Below are 15,655 nucleotides of genomic sequence, written 5' to 3'. Positions count from 1 at the left end.
AATGAAGAAGAATCGACCATGTCTAGGAGGCGTATTATGTGGAAATCAATTTCTCAAGTCTTAGCTGATCAATTTGGTGCTTACTATAACATCAAAGAAAAAAACAAAGTGCCTGGTGGCGAAGTAAATGAAACTTGGCTCATTACGGATGGAATCCAACCGGTCTTTGTTAAAGTGAATGAACGGTCCTATCGTTCAATGTTTCGTGCAGAAGCTGACCAATTAAACCTACTAGGCAAAACCAATACAATCCGACTTCCGCAAGTGTATGGCATAGGCTGTTCTCAAAACCATAGTTTCTTATTACTAGAAGCGCTTCCTATTACTCAACAAACCAATGCAACGTCACACTTTGCTGAAGAATTAGCAAAACTCCATCAAGTGTCTGGCACTAAAAACTATGGATTAGATTTTGATACTTGGCTTGGTCCTGAGTATCAGCCAAATAAATGGAATGGAAGTTGGGCGAAGTTTTTTGCAGAACAGCGTATTGGATGGCAATTACAACTCTGCAAAGATAAAGGTTTAGACTTTGGTGATATTGATTTAATTATTGAAAAAGTAAAACACAAACTTTCAAAACATAATCCTAAACCTTCTTTGTTACATGGTAACTTATGGATTGAGAATACCGCTATTGTAGGAAATCAAACCTTTACTTATGATCCTGCTTGTTACTGGGGAGATAGAGAATGTGATTTAGCATTCAGTGAGCTTTTCCAACCGTTCTCAGCTGAATTCTATGAAATTTATGACCGCACTTTCCCACTTGATAAAGAAGGTTTTGAAGAAAGAAAACACCTTTATCAGCTCTATTATTTACTAAATTTCAGCCATCGTTTTAATGGAAGTTATATTAGCTTAACCACTAAATTGATTGAAGAACTTCTACTTGAATAATTTCTTAAACATCAGATAAAAAAAGAGCGTAATTTTCATTACGCTCTTTCTATCTTCTCTATCTATTATTTTTGATAAAGAGGTGCTGGACCTTGAGTTCCACCGTTAACTTGACCACCTTCTTGTAATTTTAATACAGAACCAGAAGCAGTGATTTCTACACGACGGTTTGGACGTAAACAGTCTTTCTCAGCTTTACTTGCGTGTTTGTAACCGTTACAAGCTTTAACTTGTGGTACTTTACCGTAACCAACAGCTGTAATTTCAGATGTTACGCCATCTTGAATTAAACGAGCTTTAACACGGTTAGCACGACGTTGAGAAAGATCTAAGTTGTAAGCATCAGAACCTAAACGGTCAGTGTAACCTGCAACTTTAACTTCTTTAGCACCAGTTTCTTTTAATTGTGCAGCAACGTTATCAACAACTTCTTTACCACGTGGAGTTAAAGTATCTTTATCGAAGTCGAATAAGAAGTCACCACTTAAAGTAAATGCTGAGTTTCCGTTACAACCATTTGGATACCAGAAGAAGCTTTGAGCATTGTGGTTTTTGTCAAATAATATTTTGTATTGACAAATTTTGTGAACACCATTTTCACGATAGTTGAACGCATAATCCCACTCTTCAACACCGTATAAACCTTCAGAGAAGTGTGGACGACCGATTAGGTTATATAATTGGTCTTTGTTCATACCACGTTCGATCATACGAACGTTGTCCCAGTTTGGCCATGAACCAAATTGGCTACCATCATGGTTGAAGCCTGCTTTATCAATCTTAGGCCATACAAGTTGTGGTACTTGTTGACCATCAACTTCTTTATATTCTGGAGTACCAGCTTCTGTAACTTTGCTTAAGTTACCACAAGCAGCAACTGTCGCTACTGCTACTGCAGATAATAAAATACGAGATAATTTCATTTCTTTACCTTTTTACTGTTAAGGTGCAATCCTTGCAAGAAGAACCTACACAACTAAACTTTATAAATTTTACAAATAAAACTATAAAAAGTTTCATGGCGTATGGTAGTCATAATTCTTTAACTTGTAAATAAAAAAACATTAAAAAATGATTTTTTATGGAACTTTTTTGTAAAGTTGTGTAAAGAGTTGTCAAATAAGTAAATTTTTTTCTTATTGAATAAAATCCTGTCCATTTTTTGTTAAATTTCGATGAATAATTCCCTCAATACTCTCTTCAGCTTGCTTACCTATTTTGTGTAAAAGTGGCTTTTTCACTTTATATTTCACAGCGATCACAGACTTATCTTTCATTTTTTCGAGAATAATATCATCACTGGTTGCTAACTCATCGACTAACTGAAGATCTAGCGCTTGCTGACCGAACCAATGCTCACCAGTTGCGACTTTATCCACATCTAAGTGCGGTCGATTTTGAGCCACAAATTGTTTAAATAATTGGTGAGTTTCTTCAAGTTCTACTTGGAATTTCTGTTTTCCTTTTTCAGTATTTTCACCTAATACTGTAACGGTGCGTTTAAATTCTCCTGCTGTCATCACATCAACATCGACATCATGTTTTTTCAATAAACGATGAATATTGGGAATTTGAGCTACAACACCAATAGAACCGATGATCGCAAAAGGTGCGGAAACAATTTTATCTGCCACACAAGCCATCATATACCCACCACTTGCCGCAACTTTATCTACTGCAACTGTTAATTTAATTCCTTGTTGTTTTAAGCGAGCTAACTGCGAGGCGGCCAAACCATAACCATGAACAACACCACCCGAGCTTTCTAAACGTAGTAAGACCTCATCATCAACTTTTGCTACATTAATAATTGCCGAAATTTCCTCTCGAAGTGCGGTCGTTTCGGATGCCGAAATATCACCTTTAAAATCGAGCACATAAACACAAGGTTTAGGCGTTTCTTTCTCACCATTTTTTAATTTCGCTTTTAATGCCTTTGCTTCTTGCTTTTTCGCTTTTTTCTCCGCTTTTTCGGCTTGTTTAAGTTCTTCTTCTGAAAGCTGGAAATCACGTAAATGCTTTACTGTTTCCTTAAATTCTTCTGAAAGATCTGTCACGACCAACTCACCATGATGTATTGCATTACGCTGTTTTGCCGAAATAACCATTGCGACAATAGCGGCAATCACAAGTAAAATCGTTAAAATCTCCAAAATAAAAATGCCATAGCCGGTCAAAATATCAGACCACATAGTTTTCTCCTAAAATAAAGTGAAGGCATTATTTTACTGTGCAAGCCTGATTTACACTAACTTTTTATGGAAAATTTTGCGATTTAAGGTAAACTAACGCAGTTTTATTGCCTAATTTATAATGAATTACAGAGGTTTATATGTCTAAAGTTGCATCCATTGTTGATGTGTTACAAGGTAAAATCGCTATTGGCGAAAAAGTTACCGTACGCGGCTGGGTTCGTACCCGTCGTGATTCCAAAGCTGGTCTTTCTTTCCTCGCTGTTTATGACGGCTCTTGCTTTGATCCTATTCAAGTCATCATCAATAACGATATTGAAAATTATGAAAGTGAAGTATTACGCTTAACAACAGGCTGTTCTGTTATCGTAACCGGGACCATTGTTGAGTCACCTGCTGAAGGTCAAGCTGTTGAACTTCAAGCTGAAAAAGTAGAAGTGACAGGGTTTGTAGAAGATCCTGATACTTATCCAATGGCAGCAAAACGTCACTCAATTGAATACTTACGTGAAGTAGCTCACTTACGTCCTCGTACCAATATTATCGGTGCCGTGGCGCGTGTTCGTCACTGCTTAGCACAAGCTATTCATCGTTTCTTCCATGAACAAGGCTTCTATTGGGTCGCTACCCCATTAATTACCGCTTCAGATACTGAAGGTGCGGGTGAAATGTTCCGCGTTTCAACGCTTGATTTAGAAAACCTTCCTCGTGGTGAAGATGGTAAAGTTGATTTCAGCCAAGACTTCTTCGGAAAAGAGTCATTTTTAACGGTTTCAGGACAATTAAACGGTGAAACTTATGCCTGTGCATTAAGCAAAATCTATACTTTTGGTCCTACATTCCGTGCTGAAAATTCAAATACAACTCGTCACCTTGCTGAATTCTGGATGGTTGAACCTGAAGTCGCTTTCGCAACGCTTGCTGACAATGCTAAATTAGCAGAAGACATGTTGAAATACGTATTCCGTGCCGTGCTTGCTGAGCGAAAAGATGACTTAAAATTCTTTGAAAAACACGTAGATAAAGATGTGATTACTCGTTTAGAAAACTTTGTAAACTCTGATTTTGCTCAAATCGACTATACCGATGCGATCGACGTGTTATTAAAATCAGGTAAGAAATTCGAGTTCCCTGTTTCTTGGGGTATCGATTTATCTTCTGAGCATGAGCGTTTCTTAGCAGAAGAATATTTCAAATCACCTGTTGTCGTGAAAAACTATCCGAAAGATATCAAAGCCTTCTATATGCGTTTAAATGACGATGGCAAAACTGTAGCTGCAATGGATGTTCTCGCGCCTGGAATTGGTGAAATCATCGGTGGTTCACAACGTGAAGAACGTTTAGACGTATTAGATAAACGTATGGAAGAAATGGGCTTAAATCCTGAAGATTACTGGTGGTATCGTGATCTTCGTAAATATGGTACTGTACCACATTCAGGTTTCGGTCTTGGTTTTGAACGCTTAATTGTTTATGTAACTGGCGTACAAAATATTCGCGATGTGATTCCATTCCCTCGTGCACCAAGAAATGCAAATTTCTAAAAATATTGTTTAAATTGACCGCACTTTCTTTAAAGTGCGGTCATCATTTTAGGCGATAAATTTATCCCCTATTTTATTTATTGTGTTTGAATCAATCTTTCAAATACATCATATTAAGGAAAGTAGAAATGGACAAAATTAAACAACTCTTTGCAAACAACTATAGCTGGGCGCAAAGAATGAAAGAAGAAAATTCCACTTATTTTAAAGAACTTGCCGATCACCAAACACCTCATTATCTTTGGATTGGCTGCTCTGATAGCCGTGTTCCTGCTGAAAAACTCACAAATCTTGAACCGGGCGAATTATTTGTTCATCGTAATGTTGCTAACCAAGTTATTCATACGGATTTTAACTGCCTTTCAGTTGTACAATATGCCGTTGATGTACTCAAAATTGAACATATTATTATTTGCGGTCATACAAATTGTGGTGGTATTAAAGCAGCGATGCAAGATCACGATCTAGGGTTAATCAATAACTGGTTGCTCCATATTCGTGATATTTGGTTTAAACACGGGCATCTATTAGGCAATCTTTCAGCAGAAAAACGTTCAGATATGCTCACTAAATTAAATGTTGCAGAGCAAGTTTATAACCTAGGACGCACATCTATCGTAAAAAGCGCTTGGGAACGTGGACAAAAACTCTCCCTACATGGCTGGGTATATGATGTAAATGATGGATTCTTAGTAGATCAAGGTGTTATTGCAACCAGTCGGGAAACTCTTGAAATCTCTTACCGTAATGCGATTGCTCGCCTATCTAGCCTCGCAGAAGAAGATATCCTAAAAAAAGAACTTCCAGAAAACGAAGAATAAAAAAAGTGCGGTTAAATCTAATGAAATTTAACCGCACTTTTTATTTCAAACTGACTATTTAACTAACTCTGTTTGCATATACATCAAACGATCAATATTCGTTAAATAATGTCCTAGCTCTTGGGATTCTGGTTTATGAATATAAGGGATCTTACCTAGCAAAGGCGCATCAATCTGAGCCTCTAAAATATCTACCACCTCTTTATAATGCCCTAAACAAGGATTAATTCGATTTGCAATCCAGCCTAATAAAGGAACGCCAAGCTGTTTAATCACTTGAGCTGTCAGCAATGCATGATTAATACAGCCTTCTTTAATACCAACAACCAACACAACTGGCATTTTATGCTCAACAACCCAATCAGCAAAACTCTTACCTTCTGCCATTGGTGTGAGTAACCCAAATGAACCTTCCACGACAACAGATTGATATTTTTGAATTAATGTTGTTAAGGCTTGATTAATCTTACTTAATTTAATGCGTGATTTATCTCGAGTCAGCATCGGCAAGGAATGAGCAAAAGTATAGCTATTTACTTCTTGATAAGATACGGACTCATTCGTTGCATCCATTAAAGCTAACACGTCTGAATTATTTTCAGCATCATAATCTGTTTGGGATTCATTAGACTGATTTTCGACAGGATAAATACCCTCTTCACAGCTACAAGCAATCGGCTTATAACCCACAATTCGCACGCCCTTTGCTTGTAATGCCTGAATAATGGCACGGCAGGCGGTGGTCTTGCCCACATCGGTATCTGTACCTGCCACAAAGAAACTACTCATTTTCATTCTCCTTTTAAAAGTGCGGTCAATTCTAAAGGAGTTTTTTGAAGAAAATATTGAGATAAAGCAAGATTTGGAGATTTTTAGGAAAAAATAAAAGGCTTATTTGATCTCACTCAAACTATTAAACAAGCCATCATCTTGTTTTGGCATTTGAAGATAAAATCCTTGCTGAGTAATTTTCCCCATAACCTCATCTTTATCTGCATGAACAAGCGGTTTACTCCCCCTCAAATTGAAAGGCATAAGAAATTGAGGCTTACCAAAACTCTGCATTAATATATCCGGTACAGCTGAAAAATCATCTCGTTTGGAAATATAAAGATAGCAGCCTGGTTTACGTTTACTTTTATAAATTGCACATAACATTTCATATTGCTCCAAAAAGAAAAAACCTACCAGATAATCTCTGATAGGTTTTATTTTACGAAAGTTTAATTATTTAGTCACAGCTTCTTTTACTTCAGCTGCTTTATTTGCTGCCGCATCTTTTGCTTCAGCCGCTTTATCAGCTGCCGCATCTTTTGTTTCTGAAGCTGAGTTTTTTACTGCTTCCATTTTAGAAGACATCGCATCTTTTGCTTCAGCCATTTTATTTGCTGCAGCATCTTTCATTTCAACTGCTTTATCTGCTGCTGCATCTTTTGCTTCAGAAGCTGCATTTTTTACTTCTTCCATTTTAGAAGACACTGCATCTTTTGCCTTAGCCATTTTATTTGCAGCAGCATCTTTCATTTCAGAAGCTTTATCAGCTACTGCTTCTTTTGTTTCAGCCATTTTATTTGCAGCTGAATCTTTTGCGTCAATTGCTGCATTTTTAACATCAGTTGCAACTTCTTTTGCTGCATCTTTAATTTGTGTTGCTGCATTTGCTGTTGCATCTTTTGCTGCTTCAACTTTTTGAGCTGTTTCTTGTTTATCGAAACAACCAGTTACGGCTAAAGATGCACCTAATACTAATACGGCTAATACTGATTTTTTCATTGTCATTCTCCATTTTATAATTAAGAATTAATCCAAAGCTATCTGCTTTGTGTGATCTAGTTTACGTAAAAAAAACTTAAAATAAAACATCTTTCAAAAAAATTTACATTTCTAAAGATATAGTTTTTTATAAAATCTCTCTAAAACAACTATAACCCAATGAAATTAAAAGATTTGTAAAAAAGTTCATTATAAAAATTTTATTTTTTGTAAAGATAAAAAATCACTTTTTTGTGTTTTTTTTGAACAATCCCACTCAGTTAATTTGAATAATCCTTAACTATTGCTTTTACTTTTCAGTTACTTTTTTACGGCTGCAGATTGATCTTTTGTTTCAGAATCTACATTTTTTACTTCCTCTGCTTTAGAGCACACAGCATCTTTTGCTTCAGTCATTTTATTTTCCGCAACATGTTTAACATAGTTAGCTGCTGCAACCACAGCATCTTTAACTTGTACTGCCGCGCTTACTGTGGCATCTTTTGCAGCTTCAACTTTAGAAGACATTACATCTTTTGCCTCTGAAAGCGAATCTTTTACTTCAGCAACTTTATCTTCGACAGCTTCTTTTGCTTTTACAGCTTTATCTTCAGCTGCATCTTTTAGCTCAGATGCTTTATCTGCAGCTTCATCTTTTGCTTCTGAAACTACTTTTTTCACTTCTGATGCTTTATCTTCCACCGCATCTTTTACTTCTGAAGTCGCTTCTTCTGCTTCTACAGCTTTATCTTCAGCCGCATCTTTCACTTCAGCAGCTTTATCTTCAGCTTCATCTTTTAACTCAGCCGCTTTATCAGCAGCTTCATCTTTTGCTTCAAAAACTGCATTTTTTACTTCAGCAACTTTATCTACAACTGCATCTTTGAATTTAACTACTTTGTCTACAACTGTATCTTTTGCTTCTGAAGCCGCTTCTTTTGCTTCTACAGTTTTATCTTCAGCTGCATCTTTTAGCTCAGATGCTTTATCTGCAGCTTCATCTTTTGCTTCTGAAACTGCTTTTTTTACTTCTTTTGCTTTATCTTCAGCCGCATCTTTCACTTCAGCAGCTTTATCTTCAGCTTCATCTTTTAACTCAGCCGCTTTATCAGCAGCTTCATCTTTTGCTTCAAAAACTGCATTTTTTACTTCAGCAACTTTATCTACAACTGCATCTTTGAATTTAACTACTTTGTCTACAACTGTATCTTTTGCTTCTGAAGCCGCTTCTTTTGCTTCTACAGTTTTATCTTCAGCTGCATCTTTTAGCTCAGATGCTTTATCTGCAGCTTCATCTTTTGCTTCTGAAACTGCTTTTTTTACTTCTTTTGCTTTATCTTCAGCCGCATCTTTCACTTCAGCAACTTTGTCTTCAGCTGCATCTTTTAGCTCTGCTGCTTTATCTGCCGCTTCATCTGTAGCTTCTGAAACTGTTTTTTTCACTTCTGATGCTTTATCTTCGACGGCTCTTTTTACTTCAGAAAATTTGTCATCGATTGCTTTTTTCATTTCAGTAGCTTTATCATCGATTGCTTCCTTTGCTTCAGAAACTGCTTTTCTTACTTCAGATACTTTATCTTCAGTTACATCTTTCACTTCAGTAGCTTTGTCTTCAACCACTTCTTTTGCCTCAGACGCTTTATGTGTCACAGCATCTTTAATATAGTTAGCCGCTGCAAATAATGCATCTTTAACTTGTGTTGCAGCATTCACTGTCGTATCTTTTACTTCAGTTGCTTTATCTCCGATTTTATTGTTCATAGCTACTCCCCTTGTGTCATTATGATGGCTTAATTTAAGCTATTCATTTATAGCTCATTTTCAGTCTATCAAAAAAATTTTAAAAAAACACCTAAAAATATACATTTTTAGGTGTTGCTTATTTTTGACTGCTTTTAAAAAGTAAATCATATAAACTTTGTTTTTCGTATTTTAGCCATTCTATTTTGGATAATGGAAAGCTTCAATGGTGCCTTTTTCACCATTCCACTCAATTTGAACAATCGTTGAAGGGTAAAAACTAATTGGATTTCGCTTACCGTAAAGCTCTGAAACAATACTGCCTACTAAAGGTAAATGAGAAACGAGTAAAACACTTTCAGTACCTTCTTCTTGCAAAACAGATAGATAATCAGCTACCAATGTAGCATTACCATAAGGTGTAATCCCACTCCAAATTTCAATATCATTAAGCGTGTTACCTAAGGCTGAATTTACAAGCTCAAACGTTTCTTGTGCTCTTACATAAGGGCTGACAATTACTTTTTGAACTGAAAGTGCGGTTGAATTTAGATGGTTTTTAAGCCATTGACCTTGTAATATTGATTGTTTGCGTCCATAGTCGGTTAAATGCCGAGCCTCGTCTGATGAAGAGACAACTTCAGCTTCTCCATGACGCATAATAAAAATTTTCATGTCTTTGCTTTCCTAAAAATAATAAAAGATAAATTTTATGGATCAAAAATGGGGGCAAGCCCCCACTTTATTAATTCGCTTTCACTGCTTCTGCAATTTCTTCTGCACATTGTTTTGCAAGTACACCGTCTTCACATTCGACCATGACGCGAATAAGAGGCTCAGTACCAGACTTACGCAGTAAAATTCGACCTTTGCCTTCTAAACGTTTTTCCACATCTGCAGCTACCGCTTTTACCGCTTCACTTTCTAATGGATTATCACCACCAGCAAAACGAACATTAATGAGTACTTGAGGGAATAATTTCACCGCACTTGCAAGCTCGTTTAAAGATAAACGATGTTGAACCATTGCACTTAATACAGCTAGTGATGCAATAATACCATCACCTGTCGTATTTTTATCAGCAATAATGATATGGCCTGAGTTTTCTCCGCCTAGCGTCCAGCTATGTTCTACCATTTTTTCTAACACATAACGGTCGCCAACGTTAGCTCGCACAAAAGGTACACCTAACATTTTTAACGCAATTTCTAGGCTCATATTACTCATTAATGTGCCGACTACTCCACCTTTTAGCTGACCTGAACGTAAAGCTTCACGAGCAATAATGAAAAGGATCTGGTCACCATCTACTTTATTACCTAAGTGATCCACCATCATAATACGGTCACCATCACCATCATAAGCGAGACCTACATCAGCTTTAGTTTCAAGCACTTTTTCCTGTAACGCTTTTACATCGGTTGCACCACATTTTTCATTGATATTGATTCCGTTTGGATCTGTACCAATTTCAATCACTTCCGCACCTAACTCACGTAATACATTTGGCGCAATATGATAGGTCGCACCATTTGCGCAATCCACCACAATTTTATAACCATCTAAACCTAAATGCGCAGGGAAAGTGCTTTTACAAAATTCAATATAACGTCCTGCGGCATCACTGATACGGCTTGCTTTACCTAAATCAGCAGACTCCACACAATCCATTGGCTGATCAAGCATGGCTTCAATCGCTTCTTCAATATCATCTGGTAATTTTGTGCCTTGTGAAGAGAAGAATTTAATCCCGTTATCATAATAAGGGTTATGTGATGCCGAAATGACAATACCCGCTTCTAAACGGAAAGTGCGGGTTAAATACGCCACGGCAGGGGTTGGCATTGGACCGGTAAATGCAGCAGTTAATCCTGCCGCAGCTAAACCTGCTTCAAGTGCAGATTCCAACATATAACCTGAAATACGAGTATCTTTCCCGATTAATACCGTGCGAGAACCTTGAGAGGCTAAAACCTTACCTGCAGCCCAACCTAATTTCAATGCGAAATCAGGTGTGATTGGATAAGTACCTACTTTACCGCGTACACCATCAGTACCAAAATATTTACGATTTGCCATGTTTATTCCTTATTAAATTTGAATAATGATGTTGCAGAAATCATTAGTTCTACAACATATAAAATCTGTTAGTTTTTTACGCTTGTTGCGTTGCCTGCCATACCTTCAAGGCATCTGCCGTTGCAGCTACATCATGTACACGCAAAATTGTCGCACCATTTTGAGCCGCAATTAATGCCCCAACTACACTTCCTACAACACGTTCAGTCACGGGCTTATCTAATACAGCACCAATCATCGATTTACGTGAAAGCCCTGCTAAAACAGGATATCCACTTTCACAGAAGTGAGCCAACTGTTGTAAAAGCTTGTAGTTATGCTCTACTGTTTTACCAAAACCAAACCCCATATCCCAAATAATATTTTCTTTGGCAATGCCTGCTGCTAAACAAGCTTGAGTTCTATCAATTAAAAACTGATAAACATCTTGAACCACATCATCGTAATGTGGATTAGTTTGCATTGTACGAGGTTGTCCTTGCATGTGCATAATACAAGTGGGTAAATTCAACTGTCCTGCTATTTCGAGTGCACCAGGTTCACGTAGCGCACGAATATCATTGATTAAATCCATGCCGACCTTAGCCGCTTCTTGCATTACAATTGCTTTAGAGGTATCCACTGAAATCCAACAATCAAAACATTTTTGCACGGCTTCAACCAAAGGTATCACCCGTTGCAATTCTTCAGCTTCAGACACTTCCTCTGCCATCGGACGAGTTGACTCGCCGCCAATATCAATAATTGTTGCACCTTCTTTCAGCATTTTTTCAACTTGAAATAATGCTTTGTCTAGACTGAAAAACTGCCCGCTATCAGAAAATGAATCAGGTGTGAAATTCAAAATTCCCATAATTTGGGGGAATGATAAATCTAGACATTTGTTATTAGCATAAAGTTTCATAAAGTGCGGTCAATTTTTAAATCAAATTTGAAAGGTTAGATTATAACGGAATATAGTCATGAAAAGAACGAAATAATAAATAAAAAAGCCTTCCAAATTAGGAAGGCTTTATTTTTATGCTTCAGGATCTTCTGAATGATTAACCGCACTTTCAGTTTTCTCTTCCTGCGGTTTTGCTGTTGGTTTCGTGTCTTTGTTATCTTCCCAACCAGATGGTGGTGTAACAGGTTCACGATTCATCAATTGCTTGATTTGTTCTTCTTCAATGGTTTCATATTTCACTAACGCATCTTTCATGGCATGAAGAATATCCATATTGTCGATCAAAATCTGTCTTGCTCTCGCATAGTTACGATTTACGATCGCACGAACTTCTTCATCAATTGCATGTGCTGTTTCGTCAGACATATGTTTTGCTTTCGCCATTGAGCGCCCTAAGAATACTTCGCCTTCATCTTCAGTATAAAGAATCGGACCGAGTTTATCTGAGAAGCCCCATTGGGTCACCATATTACGTGCAATATTGGTTGCCACTTTAATATCGTTAGATGCACCGGTAGAAATATTTTCTTCACCGTAAATCAAATCTTCTGCTAAGCGTCCCGCATAAAGTGTTGAAAGTTTACTTTCTAACTGTTTTTGGCTGATACTAATTTGATCGCCTTCAGGTAAGAAGAAAGTTACACCTAATGCTCGGCCACGAGGAATAATCGTCACTTTATGTACCGGATCATGTTCAGGCACTAAGTAACCCACAATGGCGTGACCAGCTTCATGGTACGCTGTCGATTCTTTTTGTTTATCCGTCATGATCATGGTACGGCGTTCAGGTCCCATATTGATCTTATCTTTGGCTTTTTCAAACTCAAGCATCGATACAGTACGTTTATTGCTACGTGCAGCAAATAATGCCGCTTCATTCACTAAGTTCGCTAAATCCGCACCTGAATAACCTGGTGTACCACGAGCAAGTGTCATGGCATCGACATCATCAGCCACAGGGACTTTTCGCATGTGAACTTTTAGAATTTGCTCACGGCCTTTGACATCCGGTAAACCGACAACAACTTGACGGTCAAAACGGCCTGGACGCGTTAATGCTGGGTCAAGTACATCTGGACGGTTAGTTGCTGCAATAACGATTACGCCTTCGTTACCACCGAAACCATCCATTTCAACTAACATTTGGTTAAGGGTTTGTTCACGCTCATCGTGTCCACCACCTAAACCGGCACCACGTTGGCGACCTACTGCATCAATTTCATCAATAAAGATTAAGCATGGTGCATTTTTCTTCGCTTGCTCGAACATATCACGAACACGAGAAGCACCAACCCCCACAAACATCTCTACAAAGTCAGAACCTGAAATGGTAAAGAAAGGCACTTTTGCTTCACCTGCAATAGCTTTCGCTAATAAGGTTTTACCTGTACCTGGAGGACCTACCATCAAAATCCCTTTTGGAATTTTACCACCAAGGTTTTGGAATTTTTTCGGTTCACGCAAGAAGTCAACTATTTCAGCCACTTCTTCTTTTGCTTCATCACAACCTGCAACATCTGCAAAAGTCACCTTAATTTGATCTTGGGTCAGCATTTTAGCGCGGCTTTTACCGAAGCTCATAGCTTTCCCGCCACCGCCTTGCATTTGACGCATGAAGAAAATCCATACCCCTACAAGGAATAACATTGGAAACCACGAAATTAAAATTTGTGATAATAAACTGCGTTTTTCAAAAGGCGTACCTTCGATTTTAACTTTTTTATTTAATAAGTCATCTAAGAGCTTTTTGTCTTCCAACGGTGGCATCACGGTCATATATTTAGAACCGTCATTTTTAGTCACAGTGATTTCATTCGCATCAAAGCGCGCTTCTTTCACTTGACTGTTACTCACATCATACACAAAGGTTGTGTAATCTGTTGAGTCACTCACGCCATTGGAATTAAAACTTTGGTAAGCTGTCATCATGACAATTGCTACCACAACCCATAGAACTAGATTTTTGACCATATCGTTCAAGGTTTAACCTGCCTTTCTTAAGTTAATTAAAATTAAACGAGATACTATCTCATCCCCGACACAATGAAAAGCTATCAAAGCAATTATCTATTCGCCTTTATAACCGCTTGCTACAATATAAACTTCGCGAGAACGCCCACGAGAGGCTTCAGGCTTACGCACTTTTACGACACTAAAGAGTGAACGAATTTCGCGCAGATACTCGTCAAAACCTTCTCCTTGGAATACTTTGACAACAAAACTGCCTTTTTTCGCCAAAACTTGCTTACACATATCTAAAGCCAGTTCAACTAAATACATTGCACGAGGAATATCAACAGATGGCATGCCGCTAAAATTTGGCGCCATATCAGACATCACTACATCAACTTTTGCTTCACCAACTCGTTCTAATAATGCATTCAGCACATTTTCGTCACGAAAATCGCCTTGCAAGAAATCCACGCCGACAATTGGGTTCATATCCAAAATATCACAAGCAATCACTCGACCTTTACCACCAATTTGGCTCACAACATACTGTGACCAACCACCTGGTGCGGCACCGAGATCCACCACAGTCATTCCCGGTTTAAACAATTTATCCGTTTGTTGAATTTCATCTAACTTAAAGTAAGCACGTGAGCGTAATTTTTGTTTATGTGCTTTCTGAACAAACGGATCTTTAAAATGTTCGTTTAGCCAACGAGAAGAACTCGCCGAACGTTTTTTCTTTCCCATAATCTCTTTCTTTTGTACTATTTTTTGTAGTAGTTTCGTCTATATTTGGGTACAATCTGCCAAATTCAAGGCTAGACTTACCAAAAAGTGCTGAAAAACCACGTTTTTTCTGACCGCTCTTTTCGGTCTTTTTTTGACTCATATTCATCTATTTAAAGGATTCCTTATGACAATATTATCAACAAAACAAAAACAATTTTTAAAAGGACTCGCTCATCACCTTAGTCCTGTCGTCATGCTTGGCGGTAACGGCTTAACCGAAGGGGTATTAGCCGAAATCGATAATGCATTAAATCATCACGAATTAATCAAAGTAAAAATTGCTGGCGCAGATCGCGAAACCAAACAATTAATCATTGATGCGATTGTTCGTGAAACCAAATCATCTAACGTTCAAACCATCGGACATATTTTGGTACTTTATCGACCAAGCGAGGAAGGTAAAATCCAGCTGCCTCGTAAATAATTGTTATCCCCTCAATTTGAGGGGATGTTTTTTTAGATGTAATTTACTTCAATAATCTCGAACTCAACCGTTCCACCTGGTGTGGTAATATTTACGGTATCATCCAACTCTTTCCCTACCAAGCCACGAGCAATCGGTGAATTCACAGAAATCAAACCTGATTTAATATCTGCCTCATCATCGCCCACAATTTGGTAAGTAACTTCTTCATCAGTATCGGTATTCACTAATACAACTGTCGCACCAAAAATAACTTTTCCGTTATTTGGTAATTTAGTGACATCGATAACCTGACAATTTGCAAGTTTGCTTTCAATTTCTTGAATACGCCCTTCGCAAAAACCTTGTTGTTCACGCGCAGCGTGATATTCTGCATTTTCTTTTAAGTCACCATGCTCACGTGCTTCAGCAATCGCCTTGATAATTTCAGGGCGACGCTCATTCTTTAAGAAATCTAATTCTTGACGTAATAGCTCCGCACCGCGCACGGTCATTGGAATTTGTTTCATTCTTT

At 37.7% G+C, this 15,655-nt stretch carries 16 protein-coding genes; 4 read left to right on the top strand and 12 right to left on the bottom strand.

Annotation, left to right across the window (positions count from 1 at the left end):
* Positions 1-36 precede the first annotated feature (36 nt).
* The gene (locus tag INP93_RS07260; RefSeq protein WP_070867837.1) at positions 37-900 is read left to right on the top strand and encodes a fructosamine kinase family protein; all 864 of its coding nucleotides are present in this window, start codon (positions 37-39) and stop codon (positions 898-900) included.
* Between the two features lie 65 nt (positions 901-965).
* Here the strand turns inward: INP93_RS07260 and INP93_RS07255 are convergent, their stop codons facing one another.
* Together INP93_RS07255 and sohB are read right to left on the bottom strand one after the other, a co-directional pair.
* Entirely contained in the window at positions 966-1,823 is an 858-nt protein-coding gene (locus INP93_RS07255) for an OmpA family protein (RefSeq protein WP_178410069.1), read from the bottom strand.
* 213 nt (positions 1,824-2,036) lie between these two features.
* Complete coding sequence (gene sohB, locus INP93_RS07250; RefSeq protein ID WP_197544525.1) at positions 2,037-3,092, bottom strand: protease SohB; 1,056 nt, start codon at positions 3,090-3,092, stop codon at positions 2,037-2,039.
* A 140-nt stretch (positions 3,093-3,232) separates the two neighbouring features.
* On the opposite strand from sohB, the gene asnS reads away from it, so the two are divergent.
* Positions 3,233-4,636 (top strand): asparagine--tRNA ligase, encoded by a 1,404-nt coding sequence (asnS, locus tag INP93_RS07245; protein WP_197544524.1) that lies wholly within the window; start codon positions 3,233-3,235, stop codon positions 4,634-4,636.
* Between the two features lie 128 nt (positions 4,637-4,764).
* The gene (gene can, locus INP93_RS07240; protein WP_049366615.1) at positions 4,765-5,457 is read left to right on the top strand and encodes a carbonate dehydratase; all 693 of its coding nucleotides are present in this window, start codon (positions 4,765-4,767) and stop codon (positions 5,455-5,457) included.
* Between the two features lie 54 nt (positions 5,458-5,511).
* On the opposite strand, the gene bioD is transcribed toward can, so the two are convergent.
* The 9 genes from bioD to rlmE all read right to left on the bottom strand — a co-directional run bounded on the left by bioD (position 5,512) and on the right by rlmE (position 14,675).
* The gene (gene bioD, locus INP93_RS07235; protein ID WP_049383923.1) at positions 5,512-6,246 is read right to left on the bottom strand and encodes a dethiobiotin synthase; all 735 of its coding nucleotides are present in this window, start codon (positions 6,244-6,246) and stop codon (positions 5,512-5,514) included.
* A 102-nt stretch (positions 6,247-6,348) separates the two neighbouring features.
* Positions 6,349-6,615 (bottom strand): YcgL domain-containing protein, encoded by a 267-nt coding sequence (locus INP93_RS07230; protein WP_049371326.1) that lies wholly within the window; start codon positions 6,613-6,615, stop codon positions 6,349-6,351.
* 69 nt (positions 6,616-6,684) lie between these two features.
* Positions 6,685-7,230, bottom strand: a complete 546-nt coding sequence (locus INP93_RS07225) for a histone (protein WP_049373402.1) — start codon at positions 7,228-7,230, stop codon at positions 6,685-6,687.
* Positions 7,231-7,530: 300 nt separating this feature from the next.
* Positions 7,531-8,970, bottom strand: a complete 1,440-nt coding sequence (locus INP93_RS09715; protein WP_232087604.1) for a hypothetical protein — start codon at positions 8,968-8,970, stop codon at positions 7,531-7,533.
* A 180-nt stretch (positions 8,971-9,150) separates the two neighbouring features.
* A complete protein-coding gene (sixA, locus tag INP93_RS07215; RefSeq protein ID WP_049365546.1) occupies positions 9,151-9,624 on the bottom strand; it encodes a phosphohistidine phosphatase SixA in 474 nt (157 codons plus the stop codon).
* A 70-nt stretch (positions 9,625-9,694) separates the two neighbouring features.
* Positions 9,695-11,029 (bottom strand): phosphoglucosamine mutase, encoded by a 1,335-nt coding sequence (gene glmM / locus INP93_RS07210; RefSeq protein WP_049365547.1) that lies wholly within the window; start codon positions 11,027-11,029, stop codon positions 9,695-9,697.
* A 76-nt stretch (positions 11,030-11,105) separates the two neighbouring features.
* Positions 11,106-11,933, bottom strand: coding sequence for a dihydropteroate synthase (gene folP / locus INP93_RS07205; protein WP_197544523.1), 828 nt, complete (start codon positions 11,931-11,933; stop codon positions 11,106-11,108).
* 114 nt (positions 11,934-12,047) lie between these two features.
* A complete protein-coding gene (gene ftsH / locus INP93_RS07200; RefSeq protein ID WP_197544522.1) occupies positions 12,048-13,946 on the bottom strand; it encodes an ATP-dependent zinc metalloprotease FtsH in 1,899 nt (632 codons plus the stop codon).
* A 96-nt stretch (positions 13,947-14,042) separates the two neighbouring features.
* Positions 14,043-14,675 (bottom strand): 23S rRNA (uridine(2552)-2'-O)-methyltransferase RlmE, encoded by a 633-nt coding sequence (gene rlmE / locus INP93_RS07195; protein WP_005697532.1) that lies wholly within the window; start codon positions 14,673-14,675, stop codon positions 14,043-14,045.
* Positions 14,676-14,841: 166 nt separating this feature from the next.
* Between rlmE and yhbY the strand changes: the two genes are divergently transcribed.
* On the top strand, positions 14,842-15,141 hold the full coding sequence (gene yhbY, locus INP93_RS07190) for a ribosome assembly RNA-binding protein YhbY (RefSeq protein ID WP_005696198.1): 300 nt from the start codon (positions 14,842-14,844) through the stop codon (positions 15,139-15,141).
* Positions 15,142-15,173: 32 nt separating this feature from the next.
* Here the strand turns inward: yhbY and greA are convergent, their stop codons facing one another.
* The gene (gene greA / locus INP93_RS07185) at positions 15,174-15,650 is read right to left on the bottom strand and encodes a transcription elongation factor GreA (protein ID WP_005697514.1); all 477 of its coding nucleotides are present in this window, start codon (positions 15,648-15,650) and stop codon (positions 15,174-15,176) included.
* Positions 15,651-15,655 lie beyond the last annotated feature (5 nt).

Source organism: Haemophilus parainfluenzae (assembly GCF_014931415.1).
GTDB classification, from domain to species: domain Bacteria; phylum Pseudomonadota; class Gammaproteobacteria; order Enterobacterales; family Pasteurellaceae; genus Haemophilus_D; species Haemophilus_D parainfluenzae_AF.
Note: the sequence above shows the minus strand (reverse complement) of the source record. Positions and strands in the feature narration are given on the sequence as shown.

What these genes read in the sequence shown, in the direction of transcription:
- INP93_RS07260 (WP_070867837.1), top strand. Translation starts at nt 37, where the DNA reads ATGTGGAAATCAATTTCTCAAGTCTTAGCTGATCAATTTGGTGCTTAC.
- INP93_RS07255 (WP_178410069.1), bottom strand. Translation starts at nt 1,823, where the DNA reads ATGAAATTATCTCGTATTTTATTATCTGCAGTAGCAGTAGCGACAGTT.
- sohB (WP_197544525.1), bottom strand. Translation starts at nt 3,092, where the DNA reads ATGTGGTCTGATATTTTGACCGGCTATGGCATTTTTATTTTGGAGATT.
- asnS (WP_197544524.1), top strand. Translation starts at nt 3,233, where the DNA reads ATGTCTAAAGTTGCATCCATTGTTGATGTGTTACAAGGTAAAATCGCT.
- can (WP_049366615.1), top strand. Translation starts at nt 4,765, where the DNA reads ATGGACAAAATTAAACAACTCTTTGCAAACAACTATAGCTGGGCGCAA.
- bioD (WP_049383923.1), bottom strand. Translation starts at nt 6,246, where the DNA reads ATGAGTAGTTTCTTTGTGGCAGGTACAGATACCGATGTGGGCAAGACC.
- INP93_RS07230 (WP_049371326.1), bottom strand. Translation starts at nt 6,615, where the DNA reads ATGTTATGTGCAATTTATAAAAGTAAACGTAAACCAGGCTGCTATCTT.
- INP93_RS07225 (WP_049373402.1), bottom strand. Translation starts at nt 7,230, where the DNA reads ATGAAAAAATCAGTATTAGCCGTATTAGTATTAGGTGCATCTTTAGCC.
- INP93_RS09715 (WP_232087604.1), bottom strand. Translation starts at nt 8,970, where the DNA reads ATGAACAATAAAATCGGAGATAAAGCAACTGAAGTAAAAGATACGACA.
- sixA (WP_049365546.1), bottom strand. Translation starts at nt 9,624, where the DNA reads ATGAAAATTTTTATTATGCGTCATGGAGAAGCTGAAGTTGTCTCTTCA.
- glmM (WP_049365547.1), bottom strand. Translation starts at nt 11,029, where the DNA reads ATGGCAAATCGTAAATATTTTGGTACTGATGGTGTACGCGGTAAAGTA.
- folP (WP_197544523.1), bottom strand. Translation starts at nt 11,933, where the DNA reads ATGAAACTTTATGCTAATAACAAATGTCTAGATTTATCATTCCCCCAA.
- ftsH (WP_197544522.1), bottom strand. Translation starts at nt 13,946, where the DNA reads ATGGTCAAAAATCTAGTTCTATGGGTTGTGGTAGCAATTGTCATGATG.
- rlmE (WP_005697532.1), bottom strand. Translation starts at nt 14,675, where the DNA reads ATGGGAAAGAAAAAACGTTCGGCGAGTTCTTCTCGTTGGCTAAACGAA.
- yhbY (WP_005696198.1), top strand. Translation starts at nt 14,842, where the DNA reads ATGACAATATTATCAACAAAACAAAAACAATTTTTAAAAGGACTCGCT.
- greA (WP_005697514.1), bottom strand. Translation starts at nt 15,650, where the DNA reads ATGAAACAAATTCCAATGACCGTGCGCGGTGCGGAGCTATTACGTCAA.